General features: G+C 36.6%; 19 protein-coding genes. 1 reads left to right on the top strand and 18 read right to left on the bottom strand.

The window, feature by feature from the left end:
* Window positions 1-68: 68 nt before the first annotated feature.
* The 10 genes from hisIE to BUB48_RS09575 all read right to left on the bottom strand — a co-directional run bounded on the left by hisIE (window position 69) and on the right by BUB48_RS09575 (window position 8,165).
* Entirely contained in the window at window positions 69-704 is a 636-nt protein-coding gene (gene hisIE, locus BUB48_RS09620) for a bifunctional phosphoribosyl-AMP cyclohydrolase/phosphoribosyl-ATP diphosphatase HisIE (protein WP_073026027.1), read from the bottom strand.
* A complete protein-coding gene (gene hisF, locus BUB48_RS09615) occupies window positions 701-1,459 on the bottom strand; it encodes an imidazole glycerol phosphate synthase subunit HisF (RefSeq protein WP_073026026.1) in 759 nt (252 codons plus the stop codon). The genes hisIE and hisF overlap by 4 nt, the downstream gene beginning before the upstream one ends.
* On the bottom strand, window positions 1,441-2,160 hold the full coding sequence (hisA, locus tag BUB48_RS09610) for a 1-(5-phosphoribosyl)-5-[(5-phosphoribosylamino)methylideneamino]imidazole-4-carboxamide isomerase (protein WP_073026025.1): 720 nt from the start codon (window positions 2,158-2,160) through the stop codon (window positions 1,441-1,443). The genes hisF and hisA overlap by 19 nt, the downstream gene beginning before the upstream one ends.
* Window positions 2,157-2,759, bottom strand: coding sequence for an imidazole glycerol phosphate synthase subunit HisH (gene hisH / locus BUB48_RS09605; protein ID WP_073026024.1), 603 nt, complete (start codon window positions 2,757-2,759; stop codon window positions 2,157-2,159). Before hisH ends, hisA begins: the two co-directional genes overlap by 4 nt.
* Complete coding sequence (gene hisB / locus BUB48_RS09600) at window positions 2,759-3,337, bottom strand: imidazoleglycerol-phosphate dehydratase HisB (RefSeq protein ID WP_073026023.1); 579 nt, start codon at window positions 3,335-3,337, stop codon at window positions 2,759-2,761. The genes hisH and hisB overlap by 1 nt, the downstream gene beginning before the upstream one ends.
* Window positions 3,324-4,376 carry a histidinol-phosphate transaminase gene (hisC, locus tag BUB48_RS09595; RefSeq protein WP_073026022.1) on the bottom strand — a complete coding sequence of 351 codons (1,053 nt, stop codon included), beginning with the start codon at window positions 4,374-4,376 and terminating at the stop codon, window positions 3,324-3,326. The genes hisB and hisC overlap by 14 nt, the downstream gene beginning before the upstream one ends.
* A complete protein-coding gene (gene hisD / locus BUB48_RS09590; RefSeq protein ID WP_073026021.1) occupies window positions 4,376-5,665 on the bottom strand; it encodes a histidinol dehydrogenase in 1,290 nt (429 codons plus the stop codon). Before hisD ends, hisC begins: the two co-directional genes overlap by 1 nt.
* A complete protein-coding gene (gene hisG, locus BUB48_RS09585) occupies window positions 5,652-6,296 on the bottom strand; it encodes an ATP phosphoribosyltransferase (protein WP_073026020.1) in 645 nt (214 codons plus the stop codon). Before hisG ends, hisD begins: the two co-directional genes overlap by 14 nt.
* Window positions 6,297-6,301: 5 nt before the next feature.
* Complete coding sequence (locus tag BUB48_RS09580; protein WP_073026019.1) at window positions 6,302-7,258, bottom strand: ATP phosphoribosyltransferase regulatory subunit; 957 nt, start codon at window positions 7,256-7,258, stop codon at window positions 6,302-6,304.
* A gap of 481 nt (window positions 7,259-7,739) precedes the next feature.
* On the bottom strand, window positions 7,740-8,165 hold the full coding sequence (locus BUB48_RS09575) for a hypothetical protein (protein WP_073026018.1): 426 nt from the start codon (window positions 8,163-8,165) through the stop codon (window positions 7,740-7,742).
* 174 nt (window positions 8,166-8,339) lie between these two features.
* Here BUB48_RS09575 and BUB48_RS09570 point away from each other — a divergent pair, with 174 nt between their 5' ends.
* Window positions 8,340-8,927 (top strand): HDIG domain-containing metalloprotein, encoded by a 588-nt coding sequence (locus tag BUB48_RS09570; protein ID WP_073026017.1) that lies wholly within the window; start codon window positions 8,340-8,342, stop codon window positions 8,925-8,927.
* 18 nt (window positions 8,928-8,945) lie between these two features.
* Here the strand turns inward: BUB48_RS09570 and BUB48_RS09565 are convergent, their stop codons facing one another.
* The 8 genes from BUB48_RS09565 to BUB48_RS09530 all read right to left on the bottom strand — a co-directional run bounded on the left by BUB48_RS09565 (window position 8,946) and on the right by BUB48_RS09530 (window position 16,304).
* On the bottom strand, window positions 8,946-9,653 hold the full coding sequence (locus BUB48_RS09565; protein WP_073026016.1) for an ABC transporter ATP-binding protein: 708 nt from the start codon (window positions 9,651-9,653) through the stop codon (window positions 8,946-8,948).
* 3 nt (window positions 9,654-9,656) lie between these two features.
* The gene (locus BUB48_RS09560; RefSeq protein WP_073026015.1) at window positions 9,657-10,421 is read right to left on the bottom strand and encodes an ABC transporter ATP-binding protein; all 765 of its coding nucleotides are present in this window, start codon (window positions 10,419-10,421) and stop codon (window positions 9,657-9,659) included.
* A complete protein-coding gene (locus tag BUB48_RS09555; RefSeq protein WP_073026014.1) occupies window positions 10,418-11,320 on the bottom strand; it encodes a branched-chain amino acid ABC transporter permease in 903 nt (300 codons plus the stop codon). Before BUB48_RS09555 ends, BUB48_RS09560 begins: the two co-directional genes overlap by 4 nt.
* A gap of 15 nt (window positions 11,321-11,335) precedes the next feature.
* Window positions 11,336-12,214, bottom strand: a complete 879-nt coding sequence (locus tag BUB48_RS09550; RefSeq protein ID WP_073026013.1) for a branched-chain amino acid ABC transporter permease — start codon at window positions 12,212-12,214, stop codon at window positions 11,336-11,338.
* 74 nt (window positions 12,215-12,288) lie between these two features.
* Window positions 12,289-13,491 (bottom strand): ABC transporter substrate-binding protein, encoded by a 1,203-nt coding sequence (locus BUB48_RS09545; protein WP_073026012.1) that lies wholly within the window; start codon window positions 13,489-13,491, stop codon window positions 12,289-12,291.
* A gap of 102 nt (window positions 13,492-13,593) precedes the next feature.
* Window positions 13,594-14,436: a DNA-binding domain-containing protein gene (locus BUB48_RS09540; RefSeq protein ID WP_242944195.1), complete on the bottom strand. Its 843-nt coding sequence runs from the start codon at window positions 14,434-14,436 to the stop codon at window positions 13,594-13,596.
* Window positions 14,411-15,697 (bottom strand): sensor histidine kinase, encoded by a 1,287-nt coding sequence (locus BUB48_RS09535; RefSeq protein WP_073026010.1) that lies wholly within the window; start codon window positions 15,695-15,697, stop codon window positions 14,411-14,413. The genes BUB48_RS09540 and BUB48_RS09535 overlap by 26 nt, the downstream gene beginning before the upstream one ends.
* 136 nt (window positions 15,698-15,833) lie before the next feature.
* Complete coding sequence (locus BUB48_RS09530) at window positions 15,834-16,304, bottom strand: HAD family hydrolase (RefSeq protein WP_073026009.1); 471 nt, start codon at window positions 16,302-16,304, stop codon at window positions 15,834-15,836.
* Between the last annotated feature and the right edge of the window lie 10 nt (window positions 16,305-16,314).

The raw sequence follows: 16,314 nt of genomic DNA, 5'->3' as shown, positions 1-16,314 counted from the left end.
CCCTCAATAAAATTCCTTGGATAATAACATATATGTCATATTTAGCATCAAACATTCTTCTATAGTAGTTAGGCTCCATTTCTTTTTCTTCTTTCTATCAGTTCCTTTCTTATGTCTTTCACGGAAATATTTTCATTGACCATCAACACCAAAAGATGATATACAAGGTCGCTTATTTCATAAACTAATTCTTCCTTGTCCTTATTTTTGGCTCCAATAATGACTTCACTGGTTTCTTCTCCTACCTTTTTGAGTATCTTGTCCAAACCTTCATCAAATAAATAATTGGTATAAGACCCTTCTTTAGGAGTTCTCTTTCTTTCTTTTAAAAGAATATACAGTTCTTCTAATACATCTGTTCCTTCATTTTCTGCCGGTATTGCTTCATTGAAAAAGCAAGAGAACTCACCTGTGTGACAAGCGGCCCCTGTTTGTTCCACTTCTAAAAGAATGCTGTCCTTGTCACAATCATAATAAAACCCCTTAAGCTTCTGGGTGTTACCTGATGTTGCCCCTTTTATCCACAGTTCCTTCCTGCTTCTGCTATAGTAGCAAACTTTCTTTCCCTCCAGGGTTTTTCTTATGGATTCTGCATTCATGTACGCAAGCATCAATACTTTTTTGGTATCTACATCTTGTACCACTGCAGGCACCAATCCTCTATCGTCAAAATTTATCTCTTCTATTATTTTATCTATGTTCATATTCTAACTTCTATCCCTCTTTCTTTTAGATACTTTTTCAGATCTTGTATTTTAATTTCTCCATAGTGGAAAACAGAAGCTGCCAGTACTGCATCAGCACCGCCATACTTTATGCCATCATAAAAGTCTTCCAGTCTTCCTGCCCCTCCCGACGCTACAACGGGCACATTTACAGATTGTGTTATCCTCTTCAATAATTCTATATCATACCCTTCTTTCATTCCGTCTTCATCAATGCTGTTTACTACTATTTCTCCGGCTCCCAGCCTCACACCCATTACAGCCCATTCTACGGCATCCAGATCCGTTTTTTCTCTCCCGCCTTTTATGTAGACACTCCAAGAGCCTTTCTCATTTTTCTTGGCATCTATGGATAAAACCACACATTGGGCTCCATATTTCATTGAGGCTTGCCTCAGAAGCCACGGGTTTTCTACAGCTGCTGTATTAACTGATACCTTATCAGCTCCTCTGCGCAGTATATCAGTAAAGTCATCAACACTTGATACTCCGCCACCTACACAGAAGGGTATATTAATATTGGCTGCTACCTTTTCCACAAATTCCAGAGATGTTTTTCTTTCCTCATTTGAAGCTGTAATGTCGTAGAACACCAACTCATCTGCCCCACAGTTGCTATAATATTCTGCCAACACTTCAGGACTATCTACATCCACTATGTTTTGAAACTTTTTTCCCTTTACTACTCTTCCATGTCTCACATCAAGACATGGGATTATTCTTTTTGCAAGCATTCCATTACCTCCGTAAAATCCAGCAAATTATCATAAAATGCTTTTCCTATTATTGCTCCATACATGTTCAGAGAGTCAAGCTTTTCAATGTCTTCCATAGAGCATATGCCTCCGGAAGCTATGATGTTCAAACTGGTCTCTTTCACCAGAGTTTCATATATTTGAAAATTAGGACCTTCCAGCATACCATCTTTGGCTATATCTGTATATACTATGGTTTTTACGCCAATTGCTTCAATTTCTTTACACAACTCCAAGGAATCAATGCTACTTATTACCTTCCAACCCCTTGTAGCTACTTTTCCATCCTTTGCATCTATGGATACCAGGATTCTTTCCTTATATTTTGATACCAGTTTTTTCAGCAGATCCCTATTCTCTATTGCCATGGTACCTACTATAACCCTTTTCACCCCAAGGTTTAGAAGTTCCTCAACATGTCTTTCACTTCTAATACCTCCACCCACCTGAACAGGAATATGAAGCATTTTTACAATTTGCTCTATGGATTTTTTGTTTATAATTTCCTCACTCTTTGCACCATCCAGATTCACCAGGTGCAAAAAGTTGGCTCCTTGTTCCTGCCATTTAAGAGCCATGTCAACAGGATTGTCAGAATATACTTTTACCTTGTCAAAATCACCCTGTGTAAGCCTCACACATTTATTATCCTTTATATCAAGAGCCGGAAATATTATCATCTTATCATCTCCCTGTATGCCTTTATCAAATTTGCTCCAACTTCACCGCTTTTCTCAGGATGGAACTGAAAGCCCAAAACATTTCCTTTCCTCACTATGGCAGGAACCCTCACTTCATATTCTCCATAAGCTATCAATTCACTGTTGGATGATTTTATATAATAGGAATGCACGAAATAAACGTAATTACCTTCATTTATATATTTCAATATTGGGTCTTGCTTATTAAAACTTATACTGTTCCATCCCATGTGAGGTACTTTTAAATTTACATCCAACTTTTCCACAGTTCCTTCTATGAGGCCAAGGCCTTCGTGTTCCCCATTCTCATAGCTTTTTTCGTATAAAAGCTGCATGCCGAGACAAATTCCCAATAGATATTTCCCTCTATCCACATGTTCCTTTATAACAGGTATGAGCTTCATTTCTTCCAGGGAACTCATGGCATATTGGAAGGCCCCAACCCCAGGCAATATTAAAGAATCTGCATTTCTTATCTCTTCTACATCTCTGGAAATCTTGCATTCTATACCTTCTCTTTCAAAGGCCCTTGACACTGATGCCAGATTTCCTAATCCATAATCTATTATGATGTTCACTATAAGACCCCCTTTGATGATGAAACACTGTCACAGGTAATCTGTATAGCTTCTCTCAATGCTCTTCCAAAGGCCTTAAACGCTGCTTCTATCTTATGGTGATCATTTTCACCGTACAATACTTCTAAGTGAAGCGTAATCCTTGCCTCATTTGCAAAGGCTCTGAAAAACTCCTTGAAGTCTTGAGAGTTCATATCTCCTATCCTTTCACTCTTAAAATCTGCATTGAAGACCAGATAAGAGCGATTGCTTATATCCAACACTGCTCTTGCTAAAGCTTCATCCATGGGTATATAACAATTTCCATATCTGTTTATACCTCTCTTATCCCCCAATGCTTTATTAAAAGCCTGTCCTAAAGCTATTCCTATGTCCTCAGCGGTGTGATGTCCGTCTACCTTAATATCTCCATTGCACTTTATGTTCAAATCAAAGGAACCATGAAAGGCCAAAAGATTGAGCATGTGATCCAAAAATCCTATGCCTGTATCTATACAGCTATTTCCACTTCCATCCATATTTATTTCCACCATTACATCCGTTTCCAAAGTTTTTCTTTCTACCTTAAACTTTCTCATCTTTAACTATCTCCTTCAGTGACTTTAAAAGCTCCTGGTTTTCACTCCTGTTTCCTACAGCTATTCTATAGTACTGCCTCATATCCCCGGAAAAGCTTCGAATAAGTATTCCCTGTGCTGCCAGCTTCTCTCCCAAATCTTCGATATCGGATTTAATAAGTATAAAATTCCCATAAGACTTATACACTGTAAATGGAAGCTTCCTCAGTTCATCATACAAAAATGCCCTCTCCCTTTTTACTTCCTCTACATAGTCATAGATTCTATCCTTGTTTTTTAGGGCTAAAACACCTACATATTGAGTTATGGCATTGAGGTTATAGGGTGCTCTTACACAGTTTATAACTTTGATGATGTCTTCACAGGCTATCATATATCCAAGCCTTATTGCTGCTAAGCCTAATGCCTTAGACAATGTTCTCAATACTATAAGATTTCTATATTTGGAGACCTCTTGAACCATGGATCCCTCAGCAAACTCCATATAGGCTTCATCCACCACTACTATTGAATCAGTCTCCTCTAACAGCTTTTTGACATCTTTTTGTTCTATCAAATGTCCAGTAGGGTTGTTGGGATTGCATATCAATATGAGCTTAGGATTCATTTGCTTCGCTCGTTTTATCAAAAGGTCTATGTCAACGGTAAAATCTTCATTGCTCTCCACTCCTATGAATCTGGCAGAATGTATCTGACTGAATATCTGATACATGCTGAAGCTGGGTAAAAAGCCCATTATCACCTCACCTTTATCCACATAGGTCTTTATAACCAATTCGATAAGCTCGCTTGAACCATTGCCTACTAATATATTTCTAGGATTCACACCAACATAGTTTCCTAGTTCTTCTCTAAGCCTTACTGCATCATTATCCGGATAATAATTGATGTAGAAATCCTCTTCAAACTTAAGACCTTCCGAAGTTATATCCTTGAATAATATGTTCTTGCCTTCGTTGGCATCCAGCTTGATTCTGAATGATCCTTGATTTGCACTATAAGCCTTTAATCCTTTTATGCTTTCTTTTACTAATTGCATTACAACTCTACCTCCCCAAATCTAACCCTTATGGAATTGGCATGACCTGTCAAGCCTTCTTCCTCTGCTATCCTCACAATTGAATTCTTTGATCTTTCCAGGGCGGTTTTGCTGTAGTAAATCAAAGATGTCTTCTTAATAAAATCGTCTACACCCAATGGTGAAGAAAATCTTGATGTGGAGCTGGTAGGCAATGTATGGTTTGGCCCTGCGAAATAATCTCCTACAGCTTCAGGAGAATATTCACCTAAAAATATTGCTCCAGCATTTTTTACTCCTTTATATACTTCAAAGGGATCTCTCGTAAGTATCTCCAGGTGCTCTGGTCCAATCGCATTTACCACATCCATCGACTCAGCCATGCAGCTGGTAACAATTATTGCACCATAGTTTTCAAGAGACTTCTTTACTATTTCTTTTCTATCAATGGTTTGTAGCTGAACCTCTATTTCCTCCATGACCTTATATGCCATAGGTTCCCAATCTGTCACCAATATGGCTGCTGCCATTTCATCATGTTCTGCCTGAGAGATTAAATCTGCAGCTATATACTTGGGATTTGCCCATTTATCTGCTATGATCAAAATTTCACTGGGTCCTGCTATCATGTCAATTCCTACATAGCCGCTGACCTTTTTCTTTGCCATGGCTACGTAGATATTGCCGGGACCTGTTATTTTATCCACCTTTGGTATGCTTTCGGTGCCGAAAGCCAGAGCAGCTATACCCTGAGCTCCTCCCACTTTATATATCTTATCAACCCCTGCAATGGAAGCCGCTGCAAGTATGGAAGGCTTAATACTGCCATCGGGGCAAGGAGGAGTTATCATGACTATTTCCTTCACTCCTGCTATTTTGGCAGGTATAGCATTCATCAACACTGTTGATGGATATGCGGCTTTTCCACCTGGGATATATATCCCCACTCTTTCCAACGGTCTTATCAACTGACTCAGTATTATATCTTCCTCTTCATAAAGTGAGTAGGAATTTCTTAGTTGCTTCTTGTGGAACTTCATTATGTTTTCCTTAGCTTTAGTCAAATCCTCCAATAGATCTCTGCTTGTATTTTTTATAGCCTCCTCCATCTCTTCCTTGGATACCAATAAATTCTCCAACATTAAACCATCATATTCTTTTGTATACTCCTTTAGAGCTTTGTCCCCATTCTGCTTCACATCCCATATGATTTTATCTACTTTTTTATTAACCTCATCCATTTCCAATTTACTTCTGTCAAAAAGCTTATTTAAGAAATCCTTCTCCTTAGAGATATCAATTATCCTCATAATACATCCCCTCCCACTCTTTTATACTCTCTATCAATTTACTGATCCTGTCATATTTGAATCTATAGCTGACTCTGTTGCATATAAGCTTGGCAGTAATGCCAAACATATCCTCAAAAACCTCAAGTCCGTTAGCTTTCAAGGTATTCCCAGTCTCAACCAGATCCACTATTACATCCGAAAGTCCAACCAACGGTGCCAGCTCCACTGAACCATTAAGCTTTATAATCTTGATTTTTTGACCTTTTTCATCAAAATATTTTTTTGCTATTGTGGGATATTTGGTAGCTACCCTAAGCACCTCATCCTTTTTATAGGTTTTCTTTCCCTTTATCCCTGCTACTGCAAACTTGCATTTTCCAAATCCAAGGTCAAGTATTTCATATACATCGTTATCACTTTCAAGGATGACATCCTTGCCTACAATTCCAAGATCTGCGACACCGTTTTGCACATATGTAACCACATCCGATGGTTTTACATATACAAAGCTGATCTTCCGCTCTTCATCCTTAAATATGAGCTTCCGAGATTCAGGTACTATTGATTCTCCTAAACCTATAGCTTTCAAAAGTTTGTATGCTTCATCACCAAGTCTTCCCTTTGCAAGGGCTATATTTATATAATCCAACTTTGCTATCCCTCCTCATAATTAATTTCTGTCAACTCATCCATATCTATTGAAAATCCTATAGCTGGAACCTCCTTACCAAATATTCCTGTAAAGGAGTCATATCTTCCTCCGCTGATTATGGATTTATAGGATTGTGGGAGATATCCTTTAAAAATCAAGCCATCATAGTAATCCAACTCAGTGATCAAGGACATATCCACCTGCACATTGCTCTTATATCCTTTTTCTTCTATGAGCTTACTAATGGCTTTGATTTCATCTAAAGCTTCCATCATCTCATCATTCAAATAATATAGCTTTGCTTTTACCTCCACTGTTTCAATTTTGCCTTGCAAATCTGTAATACTTGCTAATGTATCATAAATGCTTTTTGGCACATTTAAAATCCCCATGTAACTTACCAGCTCTTGCCTATTCTTGCGGTATATCAAATCTTTTATATGTCTCTTATGATTTTCCTCAATATCCATTTCCTTTAGTAATCCATTGATATACTTGCTATTTGACATTTCTAAAATGAATCTGCTATCAAAGCTGTCTAGTATTTTTAATGCGAGGAGAACAACCTCTTTATCCGCTTTCAATGAATCCTCTCCTAGGTATTCTATTCCCATCTGCCGTACTTCCCTTATATTTACAATCTCCTGATTCCTGTAGATAGATGAATTGTAAAATAATTTCAATTTAAAACCCTCTTGCCATCTTGGTATCAGGTTCCTTATTATATTGGTTGTTATGTCAGGTCTAAGAATTAATACATCAGAGCTACCTCCTATTACCTTAACCATAGATTCCTTCTTAAGCCATTTATTCACATGTTCAAATATATCAAAGTCTTCAAATATGGAAGGTTCAATCTGAACATAACCTTCATTCAAAAACATATCTTCTATCTTTTTTTTGATTTCATATCTTTTTTTTAAATAGCCTATTTCATCTTCAATCCTTAAAAATTGCATTTACTTTTCCTGCCTCCTGCCATTAATTGCTGCATAAGAAAGGCTTCTATTTAAAATATATTAATAACAAGGAAGCCTTTCTTGAAACCCATTACAAAAAGTCTATATTAAGGTATAATTATACTTTCCTATGGTTTTTTAAAAAAAGAAGCCATATAGGTATACCTATATGGCTTCTTTTTTTTATATCTTAACCATCATAGGTACAACCCCAAAATTCAAAACAGAATCAGGGATTGTACCTATGCATAATTATATGCCTAGAATACAAACCCTGTCACTATGATGGTGATGATGCTTCTTATTAGAATTCAATATAAATACAGTAAACATAGTTGACTTCCTTTCTGTAACTAAAATCCATAATTATTATACTTAGTATGCTATTGTAGTATAGTATACTACTACAATTGTATTATTGCAATATTTTTGCATAATTATTTATATCAATTAAAATACCGGGGCTTATCCCCGGCTAAATTTATTGTTGTTTTCTCTTACAGCCTTCATGTCTATGATGAGGAAGTAATTTTCTGATTTCATCTGCTTGTTCTTTTGTGATTATCTTATCATCAACCATCTTTTCCCACAAATCTACTTTGTCCTTTCTATAATTTCTTATGAACTCCTTTCTTTGTTCTTCAGTCATGTTTTTCATCTGTTCAAACATTTTTCTCTTTTCTTCTCTTTCAATCTTCAAATAATTATTTATCTTTTCCACATCTTCAGGTTTGAGTACACCTTTTTCAACCAATTGCTCTAATGACTTAGTAATCCTTTCTTCCTTTGGGAATGGCTTCTTATCTTCACTTGGTGCTTCAGCTAAATTCACAGAGCCAATGGAAAATATGAAGGAAAGTATCAGAACAGTTGTCATGAGATTAATGAGTTTTCTGTTTTTTCCCATTTTATCTCTCCTTTCCAAACATAATTGTCATATTTCATGACAATTATATTATTAGCATTTTTATATATGTTTTTGTGTTGTATGATTTGGATATTTTCCATGTTGACAAAATTTGCATTTGAGTTTACTATTCTTAATAATAACTATAATAAAATTAGGAAAGAAGGTTAAAAAATGAATAAAGATAAACCTACAAGAGCTGAAGCCTTCGAGCTCCTAAAAAAATATAACAAAAGCGAAAGCTTAGTTAAACACGCACTAGCTGTAGAAGCGGTAATGAAGCATTTTGCGGAATTATTAGATGAACCAGATAAGGAAAAATGGGCTATCATAGGTTTACTTCACGATTTGGACTATGAGATGTACCCTGAACAACACTGTTCTAAAGTCAGGGAAATACTTGAGGAGGAAGGCTATCCTGAAGATTACATACATGCTATAGTCAGCCACGGCTGGGGAATATGCACAGATGTTGAACCTATCCACCAAATGGAAAAAATTCTTTATGCAACTGATGAATTGACAGGTCTCATCACTGCAACAGCACTTTTGCGACCAAGCAAAAGCATACTGGATCTTGAAGTAAAATCTGTAAAAAAGAAATGGGGTCAGAAAGGCTTTGCTGCAGGTGTTGACAGATCAATAATTGAAAAAGGTGTAGAAATGCTAGGTATGGACATTAATTACATAATAGATGAAACCATCAAAGGCATGAGAAAGGTAGCTGATGAAATAGGGCTTAAAGGTAACATGGAGGGATAGAATTCATCCCTCTATGTTCTATATTTTGGCACCTAAATATGCTTCTTTTATCACAGGATTCTCAGCAATTTCTTTAGCCGATCCTTCCATTTTGATTCTTCCTTGTTCAAGCACATAAGCTCTATCAGCAATAGACAATGCCTTGTATGCGTTTTGCTCTACCAATAATATGGTTTTGTCCATTTTTCTTATATCCAGTATAATATCAAATACTGTTTGAACCAATAGTGGTGCAAGACCTAATGAAGGTTCATCCAATAGCATAATTTCAGGATCACTCATCAATCCTCTGCCCATAGCCAGCATCTGTTGCTCTCCTCCGCTTAGGGTACCTGCCATTTGCTTTTGTCTTTCCTTTAACCTTGGGAAAAGAGTATATACCTTCTCTAAATCTTCCTTGATCTTTTTGGCATCCTTTCTCAGATAAGCTCCCAGCATGAGATTGTCTTCAACAGTGAGATTCGCAAATACCAATCTTCCTTCAGGAACATGACAAATTCCCATCTTAACAACCTTATTAGGGTTTATGGGCAGCTTTTCTCCTTTGTAACTTATTGACCCTTCTTTATACTTCAAAAATCCTGATATAGCATTTAATAAAGTTGACTTGCCCGCTCCATTAGAGCCTATTATAGTTACAATTTCACCCTTGTTTATATTCAAGCTGACTCCTTTTAATGCGTGAATTCCACCATAATATACGTTTAATTTTTCAACATTCAACATACTCTACCCCTCCACTCCTAGATATGCTTCAATAACCTTAGGATTGTTCTGAATTTCCTGAGGGGTCCCTTCAGCAAGCTTGCAACCGAAATTAAGTACCATTATCTTTTCACATATTCCCATTATCAAATCCATATGATGATCAATTATAAGAACACTTAAATTAAACTTAGATCGTATGTCTGCGATGAGAGTCATCAACTGAACTGTTTCATCTGGATTCATGCCTGCCGCAGGCTCATCAAGGAGCAGCAATTCAGGATTTAATGCCAATGCTCTCGCAATTTCCAATCTTCTTTGGAGTCCATAGGGAAGATTGTTTGCGATAAGGTCTCTTCTATCATAAAGCCCCATAATATCAAGAAGATCATTGGCCTTTTCTTCCAGTTCTTTTTCCTGTTTCCTGCATTTTGGTGTCCTCACCACGGCTTCAAAAAGGCCATAATTGGCATTGGCGTGGCAGGCAGTCAAGACATTTTCATACACCGTCAGCTTCTTAAAAAGCCTTATGTTCTGAAAAGTTCTTGTAATGCCGCTTCCTGCGATCTTATATGGATCCATATTGGTTATATCTTTGCCTTTGAATATTATTCTTCCATCAGTAACCTTGTAGACTCCTGTTATAAGATTGAATATGGTTGTCTTTCCTGCTCCGTTTGGTCCTATCAACCCGCTTATACCATCATTTGGTACTTCAAAGTCCACATTGCCGACAGCAGTAAGACCGCCAAAGGTTTTTGTGAGATTTTTCAATTCAAGAATGTTCATATGGTCTTTCCTCCTTCCATTTGGTTTGGAAGGCCTTTATTCTTATTCTTCATCCTCGTATAAAGCGTCTTCATGCTTGAAGGAGTTAATTCATATCCACCCATCAATCCACTAGGTCTGGTTATCATTATTATGACAACAGCTAATCCATAAATTACTAAACGCCAATTGGAAAAAGCCCTCAATATTTCAGGCAATGACGTCAGCACCAACGCTCCAAGGACGCTGCCGGATATACTGCCTAAGCCTCCAAAAATTACTATTATTGTCAACTCTGTAGACTTAGTCAAACTGAACATCTTCGGCTGAAGGAAGGTCATGTAATGGGCCATAAGACCTCCTGCAATACCGGCATATGCAGCGCTTATCATCAAAGAAATAAGCTTATATCTAAATACATTTATACCTACTATTTGAGAAGCAAGTTCTTCTTCTCTTACAGCAATCATGTTTCTTCCATGCTTTGATCTTACTATGTTGGCCAGAATAAAGATTGCCACTATATTAATAATGACTACATTAAGCAAATTGGTATGATGCGGTATTCCGGGCCAACCTCTGGCCCCTCCAAAGTACTGGACATTATCTAAAATCAATCTGATAGCCTCTCCGAATCCCAGTGTAGCTATACAGAAATAATCTCCCTTCAGGTTTAAAGTGAGTTTTCCTATAACAGAGCTTACCAAGGCTGCTACCAATCCTCCTATGAGAAGGGCAGGTATAAAAGGCAAGCCAAATTTGACTGTCATCATAGCTGATGTATAACCACCTATGGCCATGAATCCTGCATGCCCAAAGGAAAACATTCCTGTAAACCCTGTTAAAAGCGATAACCCCAGTACCGCCATCAGGTTTATTCCCGCAAGAGTCAATATACCCGTAATATAGTTCAGATCCATGATTCCGCCTCCCTTCTATGCCTTATCCTCTGTTACCTTGCCCATCAATCCTCTAGGTCTGAAGACTAGGACAGCGATGAGAAGAACAAAGGCAATTAAATCTCTATACTGGGAGGAAAGATATCCTGATGTTATGGTCTCTATTACACCCAGCAAAATTGAGCCTATAACAGCACCCGGTAAGCTTCCTAAACCTCCGAATACTGCTGCTATAAAAGATTTATTGGTTATTACTCCAATCTGAGGATAAACAGTATATTTCATTCCGAATAAAACTCCTGCTATTCCTGCAAAAAATCCTCCAAGAGCAAATACAACTATTATTACTAAATCCGTATTAATGCCCATCAATGCACTGGCTTTTATATTATAGGCTGTTGCTTGTATAGCTTTACCCATCTTAGTATGATCAATGAAAAATACCAACAATGCTAAACATATGGCAGAAATGATGAACATAGCCAAGTCCAATCTTCCTATAGAAACACTCCCCAGTTGTATAGGAGTCCTGGATAATACCTCAGGATAGGTTCTAAAGGTAGGACCAATAGTAGCTATTACTATGTTCTCTAAAAATATGGAGGTACCCATGGCAGAAATGATGAAATATAAAAACGGAGCCTTTCTCTCTCTTAAGGGTTTATATGCTCCTCTTTCTATGATCACTGCAAGCACACAGGTAGTCAAAGCTGATGCAATGAATGCTATAGGGAATGGTAAACCTACTGAGGTCAAATAATAATAACCAAAATAAGCTCCCAGCATTATAACGCCACCATGAGCAAAGTTACTGAAGTTCATAATGCTATAAACCAGAGAATAACCAACTGCCATAAGTGCATAAACGCTACCTATAGAGAGACCATTGATTAATTGCTGTAATAACTGTGACATTTCTTCACCCCTTACTATTCAAATTTGCATAAAAGGAGATATAATCCCCTTTTATGCAAACTGCAAATTTAATTCTAGTCAAGTTTAGCAGAGTATTTCTGCTGGAATACGTACTTGTCCCCTTCTATCTTAACTATTGCTGCTTCCTTTCCTTCTGGATTATGCGTGTCTTTTCCTATCTTTATCCTGCCTGTAACACCTTTTACATCTGCAGTTTCAAGAGCTTCGGTTATCTTTACAGAATCGGCTGATCCAGCCCTTTCTATAGCATCTACCAATAAAACAACTGCATCATGAGCCAAGTATCCATTTAGCTCTAACTCTTTTCCATATTTATTTTTATATCTGCTCTTTAGATCTTGAACCTCTGGATCATCATAATCTACATGGTTTACTATATAAGTACCCTGTACTGCATCCTTAGCCATTGTAAATAGTTGTTCAGAAGGTAAACCGTCTCCACCCATAAGGGGTGCTGTTATGCCAAGTTCTCTCGCCTGATTTGCTATAAGTGCTGCTTCTTTAAAGAATACAGGGAGGAACAGCACTTCTGGATTTGCATCTTTTATTTTGCTTAGCTGAGGTCTGAAATCAACATCACCGAATTTGAATGCTTCTTTGGCAACTATAGTTCCACCTTTAGTTGTAAAGAACTCTTCAAAGAATTCAGTTAGCCCTTGAGAATAATCATCGGCCACATCATATAAAATTGCAGCTTTTCTAAAACCGAGCACATCATAACCATATCCTGCAGCAACGGCTCCCTGGTATGGATCAATGAAGCATACTCTGAAGTTATAGGGTTTTACCTTGCCATCCAATACAGTAACCTTTGGATTTGTAGCAACTGTTGCAATATCAGGCACCTTTGCCTCTTCCAAAACAGGAGCTATTGGTATAGCACTGCCACTGGCATTAGGTCCTAGGATAGCAACAACCTTGTCCTGTCCTGTAAGTCTTTTGGCAACGTTAACTGCTTCCTGTGGATCACCTTTAGTATCATAACCTATTACTTCGAGTTTTTTGCCGCCCAAAACTCCACCTTTTGCATTGATCTCTTCAAAGAGCATCTTTATGGTATCTAACTCGCACTGTCCCCAAACTGCCTGGTCTCCTGTCAATGATCCCATCCAACCTACTTTGATAACATCTCCTGCTGAGGCATCTGCTCCTCCTGCCTGAGAACCTGTCTCTGTAGCTGGTTTTGAACATCCTGATAAAGCCAATGTAACAATCATCAAACTAACCAATAATAATGCAAGAGTTTTTTTGAACATCAATATCCCTCCCTTAATTTATGAAGCCAGATGGCTTTTATAAATTATATGATGGAATATTCAAAAAACTTCAAAAAAACTCATAATGCTTCAAAAAAATATTTAATATTCTTTTTCAGACAACAAAATCAAACCTTCAAAAAACTTCCCCATATTAACTTTTCCGCCATTATTTCTCTTCCCTCGTATAAAGTCCATTTCAGCCTTGACACTTTCAAAATCAAAAAGCATATTGGCATATCTTTGGAAGTATTCATTTCCATAATCTTCAAGGCCCGTATTAGCAAGATTTTTTAAACCTTCTTTCATTGCTCGTCTCATTCTTTGCCTAACAGTTTTCGAGTTTTCTTTCAAATATTTGCATATTTCATCCATTGAGCATTCATTAAAAGATTTCTTCATATTGATCAGATATGTGCATGTGTTTATTATGTCATTTGTCCCTTTTTCCCCCAGCATACCCAGCATACTGAGGATATATCTTATTTCCTTTGTTCTATCCCGCTTATCTATATTCTCCAACCTTCTATCCACATTGCTGAACACTTTTCGTATATTGTTCAGCATTTCCTCCAGTTTGATTTTTTCTGCAACCTTGTTGACTACTTTTTCTACTTCAATTTTATTCAATGGCTTACTTATAAAGAACTCAATACCTGACTTATAAGATTCAGTTATAAGCTGACTATCTGAAACTTGAGAAACCATTACAAAATTAATACTGGTTCTCAGTTGTTTTACCTCTCTAACTAAAGTATTGCCATCCAGCTTAGGCATCAGAAGATCTACCAAAACAATATCGGGATTAGTAGCAAGAATCTCCTTATATGCCGTTTCTCCATCATAACTGTATCCCACTACATCACCCAGGTTATTATCTTCTATAATATTACTGAGAATTTTTACAATGTTTATATCATCATCCACAATATAATACTTCATCATTCTCTCCCCTAAACACATTTTTTGGAATAGTTATGGTAAAGCTTGTCCCTTTATCGACTTCGGATTGAACGGTTATACTTCCATAAAAAATACTGTTTGTTAAATCCTTTACCAATGCAAGACCTAAGCCTCTTCCGATATTCCCAGTACTTTCATCAAACTTTGTAGAAAAACCAGGATTAAAAATATAATCAATGTTCCCTGGCTTAATCCCTTCACCATTATCTGAAACTATAAAAATGTAATCTTCTCCACTCTCACATACATTAAGCTTTATAAAACCCCTTTCTCTTCTTTCTAAAGCTTCTATAGAATTATTTATCAGATTTTTCAGTATAGACATGAGATAGTAATGCTCTTCTACATAAAAATCAACCTTTGTATTGAAATATATTTGAATATCTAATTTGTTTAACCTAATAAAATCCTTTGTGTCTATTTCCAAAATCCTTATTATATCTCTGATACTCATGCTTGTTTCATCTGTTTTATCCTTTGATATCTCTTCCAAACCGCTAATTATCCTCAGATATCCTTTCTTGATTTCATGGACATCCTTTGATATATCCAATGCCAAATGCTTCAACTCTTCCGGATAATCATTTTCAGATATTAGTTTATATGCATAGTAAGATTTTTTCATAACATCTTCTATTTCTTTTATGTTCTTGCTCATGAAATAAATTTCGCTTTTAAAGCTGGATGTGAGTAAAACCAGTCTTCTGTATCTCTCTTCATGCTCTACCCTGTCAAGAAATGCCCTATAGTGCTTTATGGATATTACAACCCCTACTGAAATGAAAGCTCTAACTAAAGCTATTGCCATCAAATTCCTTATTATTTCAAAACTCATGCTACTTATATTTATCCTGATGCTCATCTCGACTATATTAGATAAAAAATCGCAAAAGAAGGCAGTTGTAAAGAATCTTGTCAGATCTTCTTTTACTTCCTTGTAATATAAAAAATAGTAAAAGATGCCATAGGAAAAATAGAAAAAAACATCTGGAGCTACCATAACCCACGTAGTTACAGCATCTTTTATCTCCAAATATTCAATAATTCCCCTGAAAAGGGGTGATACTATACCTGTTGTAAAGCAGACTACTATGGGATTAAGCTCCACATAATTATATAAAAAAATTGGCAGTAATATTACTGAAAGTGTAATTATAAAACCTGGAACGAAACATTTAAAATTAAACTGAGATGCTAGAGCTACACATGCTGCAATAAGAAAGGTATGTTTTGCTTTATTCATAAGTTCACCTTTATTAAATATCCAAAATAATGATATATTATGAATAAGGTTATATATGAATAATATAGCATATTAAACAATAGAATTGAAGTAATTTGCTACAATATTCCCAATCTTCACTTTTATCTTCATGTTCCTACTCTCGCAAAGTTGCCTTTAATCTATCAGAATTTAACAAAATATCAATGGCATCTTTTATAGAATGTACTACCACATCTGCATGGGCCAGCAATTTTCCGCTGCATCCTTCTCTTGAAACAACAGCTATTGACAACCTTGAAACTTTAAACATCTCAATGTCATTGAAACCATTACCTATACAGATTGTCTTATCTGCTCCAAGATCTACAACCACCTCTTTCTTGTATTCAGAAGCTTTCCCTGTGGGAAATGTCTTAATCATAACACCTAGATGACTGCATTTTTCTCTTACAGTTCCATAGGTATCTGCAGTGAGTATATATACATTGCTGTATTCCTTCAACTCTGTTAAAAGTTCACCAACATCTTCTATAAGCTCGCCATCCTCTGCAATGGTGCCGTTATAATCGAAAACAACATTTTCAATATATATTTCTCCTAAACCTGGTATATCATATTTCAACATCAGTAATCAC

It is taken from the genome of Lutispora thermophila DSM 19022 (assembly GCF_900142105.1).
GTDB lineage: Bacteria > Bacillota > Clostridia > Lutisporales > Lutisporaceae > Lutispora > Lutispora thermophila.
Note: the sequence above shows the minus strand (reverse complement) of the source record. Positions and strands in the feature narration are given on the sequence as shown.